At 60.3% G+C, this 4,790-nt stretch carries 3 protein-coding genes and 1 pseudogene; 3 read left to right on the top strand and 1 reads right to left on the bottom strand.

Going from position 1 to position 4,790, the window contains the following annotated elements:
- The 3 genes from AC5DC2_RS19505 to AC5DC2_RS19495 all read left to right on the top strand — a co-directional run.
- Nucleotides 1–1,117 (top strand): alpha/beta fold hydrolase (locus tag AC5DC2_RS19505; RefSeq protein WP_491699671.1); only part of this gene is annotated, 1,117 nt, incomplete at its 5' end.
- A gap of 194 nt (nucleotides 1,118–1,311) precedes the next feature.
- On the top strand, nucleotides 1,312–2,184 hold the full coding sequence (locus AC5DC2_RS19500) for a HupA family protein (protein WP_024706985.1): 873 nt from the start codon (nucleotides 1,312–1,314) through the stop codon (nucleotides 2,182–2,184).
- A gap of 5 nt (nucleotides 2,185–2,189) precedes the next feature.
- Nucleotides 2,190–3,551 (top strand): surface lipoprotein assembly modifier, encoded by a 1,362-nt coding sequence (locus AC5DC2_RS19495; RefSeq protein ID WP_491699670.1) that lies wholly within the window; start codon nucleotides 2,190–2,192, stop codon nucleotides 3,549–3,551.
- Nucleotides 3,552–3,994: 443 nt separating this feature from the next.
- Here the strand turns inward: AC5DC2_RS19495 and AC5DC2_RS19490 are convergent.
- Nucleotides 3,995–4,669 (bottom strand): annotated as a pseudogene (locus AC5DC2_RS19490) (type I glyceraldehyde-3-phosphate dehydrogenase); the annotation flags it as partial.
- Nucleotides 4,670–4,790 lie beyond the last annotated feature (121 nt).

Below are 4,790 nucleotides of genomic sequence, written 5' to 3'. Positions count from 1 at the left end.
TACCTCTTATGATACCAAGCGCAAGCAGTTGCAGGTCATCTTCCAGAAATTCGACGTCGCCAGTCAGGCGGCGCTCACACGTACGCTCTCCATCCGTCTGCTGGGGTATTTCACCGAGTCATTCGGGCGCAGGTCGCCGGCCAGTCCGGAGCGGGCGTTGCTCAGGCGGCATTATGGCCGCGATGTTCTCGTTCACTCGGTGGCGCTGGAAAACGGCACGGAACTGCCGGTGTGGGAATTCGGCGACCGGAAAGGAAAGCCCTGCCTTTATTTCCACAGCCTGCTTTCCCCGACCGTGCTGTGCAACGACAAGGTAAAGATACTCAACCGCAACGGGCTACGCTGGCTGGTCGTGCCGCGTTTCTTCTCTCCCGGGGCCTCGAGCGCCGAACCTTCGCATGTTCTGGAAACCCAGACCGAAGCCGTTGCGGAATATATCAGACACTTCGTTGGCGGCCCGGTAACCTGTGTGGCGACAAACGCGGGCGTTTCCTGGGCGGTCCATTTCGCGGCGCGTTTTCCCGAACTGACCGAATGCCTGATGCTTGCCGGTGTGCCGCATCCGCCCTCCATGGCCTCAGGGTCGAAAAATCGCGGGCTGCAGAGCGCGCTCACCAATGCCTCCCGGAAAAACCCGCATATTTTCGCCGCTCTTGTCAGGGCTTATGCGGCCATTGCGCGCAGACCCGAGCTTGCCGGGCGCGCCTACCGCCACGGCTATCGCGAATCGCCTGCCGATCTCGCCGTGATAGAACATTATATCGACACCGGATGGGCGCTGGACTGGTTGTCCCTGATTGCCGAGCGCTCAACGACAAGCATCGTCGCCGATCTGGCCACAAATCAACGCGACTGGGCCGCGCAGGCAAAGACGCTCCCCATGCCGGTGTCGCTTTTGCAGGGCGCGCAGGACAAGATGTGTCCTCCGGAGGTCGCTTCCGAACTGGCGACACAGATAGCCGCGCCCCTTGCCATCGTACCGGACGCCGGCCATCTTCTCGTCGTCAGCCATTTTGAGCTTCTGGCTGCGCATTTGCGTGACGCCCCGCCGGAACAGCGCGCGGAAGTCAAGACGTCGGGCGCCGTAAGCGGTAAGAAGCAAGCCTCTTGCGTTTGATCCCTTTCGCCAAGGCATAACGCGATCGCTCCAGAACAACAGCCTCGAATAGCCGCTTGCCAAATGATAATTTGGCTAGAGAGCCGTCCTACCCCCCAAATGGGGGGCGCGCTTCCGATATCTTCACTTTAGCCTCGCCAAGCGCTGCGCTGAAAAATGCGCGATTTCAAAAGTGAATGATGGAGTTAGGGGCAATGAACAAGAACTTTCTGGCTGCTCTAGCAGGCACCGCAATGATCGCGGTGGCCGGATGCAGCAGCACGTCCGGCAACAGTTCTTCGGGGGATCCGGGCAATGGCGGCGGCGGCGCACCGGGAGGCCAACCCGGCGGCGGCGACGGCAGCTACACCGTTGGCGGAACCACTGTTCAACTGAGGAACGGATCCGTCACGACGGTTGCCGATGCGACGGGCGACTATACCGAAGATGACAATGGCAACATTTCGGTTAGCTTCACATCCGGCACCTATAACGGCCAGAGCCTGTCCTTCAGCGAGGTTGGCAGCACCTCCGAGCTGAACGGCCAGACAGCGACACTGGAAGCATTCCTCGGTTCCGAAGATGACAACAGCTCTTCGGGCGCCATGTATATCACCGTGGACGATGAAAATGACGAGGGGAACGGCGACTTCATCGCTCTTTACAGCGGCGACACCATATCCGATCTGCCGCAGGAAGGCACTGGCACCTATCGGGGCGACTATTTCGGCGAGGCGCAGAATGGCGCCGCCGGCGGCCTGGTGTCCGGCTCGAGCGCAATCACCGTCGACTTTCAAAACGGCGCGGTTTCGGGTGATTTCAGCGACCTGACCATCTATGACGGCGACGCGCCGATCGGCGCCATGGACGATGTTGGCTTCTCGGGCACTATGGACAAAAACAGCGCTGCCTATGTGGCTGACAGCGTGACGATCGGCGGTGATCCGGCCGGCGAAGGCTCCAGCGTCAAGGGTTCGCTTTTTGGCGGCGGCGCGAGTTCGACGGCCGGCAGTGTGGCTGCCTTTGACAATGCCGACAATCCGACCAAGGCAACCATCGGCGTGTTCCAGGCGAACCGGGCAGACTGAGACCGATGACCGACCGCAGATCTGAGCCGCGCGCGCGAGACCCGGCGCGCGGCCTGGAGCAGCGGCTGGAGCGCACAAAGCGCTTCATGCTCGCGTTCGCCCTTGGCTTATTCACGATGGGCATTCCGCAAGGTGGCTTCGCAAAACAGTCCAGCGTGACCGGTTTTGACGCGGTGCGCGTGCTGGTCGAATACGGGCGCTACGAAGATGCAATGGCGCTGGCGGAAAGCTTTGCCGCCGACGAAAAGGGCAAGACGCTTGCCGCGGCCTTCACGCAGGCTCTCATTCTGGAGCAGCAGGGCCGGTTGCCGGAAGCGGCAAGCGCTCTTCGCGCCATTCTTTCGCAAAATCCGAAAGCCCGCAACGTCCGGCGCGAACTTGCCGGCGTTCTCTACGAACAGGGCGAGGGCAACGCATCGCTGCATCACTTCGAACTTCTGGCCGGAAGCGCCAGCAGTGCCGAAGAGCGCAGGTTCTACGAACGCCTCGCCGCCAGGGCCCGCACGATCCGTCCCTGGTCGCTTGGCGGCTATCTCTCCATAGCCCCCAGCACCAACATCACCGAAGCCCCCGACGCCGATCTCGTCTATGTCGGCGGCATTCCCATACTGCCTGCCAAGAAGAAAAGCGGCATCGGCTATGGCTATGGGGTGGACGGATCCTACCGTTTCGACCTCGATGAGATCTCATCGATCACCATAGGCGGCGGGGTGAACGGGAACTGGTATCGCGATACCAGCTTCAACACGAGCTACTTCGACAGTTTCGTCGATTATCGCCGCGAAATGGGTGACTGGACGGTGACCGGCGGTCTGGTCGGCCAGTATGTGATGAAGGGCGAAGAGCCCTATCGCTGGTCGCTCGGCCCCGCCTTCTCGCTGCGGCACAATATGGGCCGAAAGGGCGTTACAACGTTGCGCGGCCTGTGGCGCAAGCTTGATTACCACGACCGCGATGCGCTCGACGGCAGCGAGACCGTGCTGGGAATCAGCCATCTCTACGCCATCTCGTCCGCAAGTTCGGTGCGTTTCGGCGGCAATGTCAGCTTTGTTGACGCCGCTAACGACACCAACAGCTATGTCCGGTTCTCCCTGAATGCGCAATATTTCCGGGAATGGAATTTCGGAGCGATTTCCGATATCTCGATTTTCGCGGACGATCGCCGATATCAGGATATAACCTATCTCGCGGGCAAAAAACGCTCCGATCAGCGTATCCAGGCCTCGCTGGGCATCACGCTGCGCAATCTGGCGGTCAGGGGCTTCGCCCCACGCCTCGAATATGCCTACACGCAGAACTTCTCGAATGTCGATGTCTATGATTTTTCGAAGAACACGATATCAACCTATCTGACGAAGAAATTCTGAGCTCCGCCGTGTTCGCTCCCGGCATTTGATGGATTGGCTTATGTGGCCCGTGACCATTGCTGGAGTGGAGGCCGGCAATGATGGCGCGACCTCTTCCAGCTGGTTTGCGAAGGCGAACGGCCGCCGCTTGGCAGGATGGCATGACAGTTCGTGGCCGTCGCCATACAGTCCAGACCTCGATGGAGGTGCGCTTCGCCAGACGCAAGGCACTCGTCAAAAAGTGGACGAGAGAACCGCGGAACGACGCGGAGACGAATAGAAAAACGCCCGGAGACGTTCAGCCCCCGAGCGTTTTCCAGCTGGATCAGACATGCAGGTTAGGGTTCAAGACAACCCGAGAGACTTTGGAGCGCCGCGCGTCCATTCGCACGCACGGCGCTCTAACCTGTTGAATCTACGCATCATGCATTCCGAAAATCGGGTCCGATTTTCGCGCCGATACGCTAGAGCAGCTTGCCCATGGCGACCGCGACGTCGGCCATGCGGTTGGAGAAGCCCCATTCATTGTCGTACCAGGAGAGCACGCGTACGAGCTTGCCTTCCAGAACCTTGGTCTGCTGGGCGGCAAAGATCGAGGATGCCGGGTCGTGGTTGAAGTCGCGAGAGACGAGCGGCTCGTCATTGTACTCGAGAACGCCCTTCAGCTTGCCCTCGGCCGCTTCCTTGATTGCGGCGTTGACCTCTTCCGCCGTCACGTCCTTGGACGGCACGAATTTCAGATCAACGACCGAAACGTTCGGCGTGGGAACGCGGATCGAGGAACCGTCGAGCTTGCCCTTCAGTTCCGGAATGACGAGACCGATCGCCTTCGCCGCGCCGGTGGACGTCGGGATGATCGACAGGGCCGCCGCGCGGGCGCGGTAAAGGTCCTTGTGCATGGTGTCGAGGGTCGGCTGATCGCCTGTATAGGAATGGATCGTGGTCATGTAGCCACGCTCGATGCCGAACTTCTCGTTGAGCACATAGGTGATCGGCGCGAGGCAGTTGGTGGTGCACGAACCGTTGGAGACGATCATGTCGTCCTTGGTCAGCGTATCCTGGTTGACGCCGTAGACGATCGTCTTGTCGGCGCCGGCCGAGGGAGCGGAAACCAGAACGCGCTTGGCGCCAGAGGCCAGCAGCGAACAGACCAACTCTATATCACCGGGAAGACCCTCAGGCCCTCCAGAGAGGCCCTGGGATGGCCTGGTAATCATTCCGCAGTCTCTGGCTTATTAGCTGACTCAATATCCTTGGTCC

The sequence above is a fragment of the Martelella sp. genome, from assembly GCF_984369615.1.
This window is presented reverse-complemented; position numbering and strand designations above follow the sequence as displayed.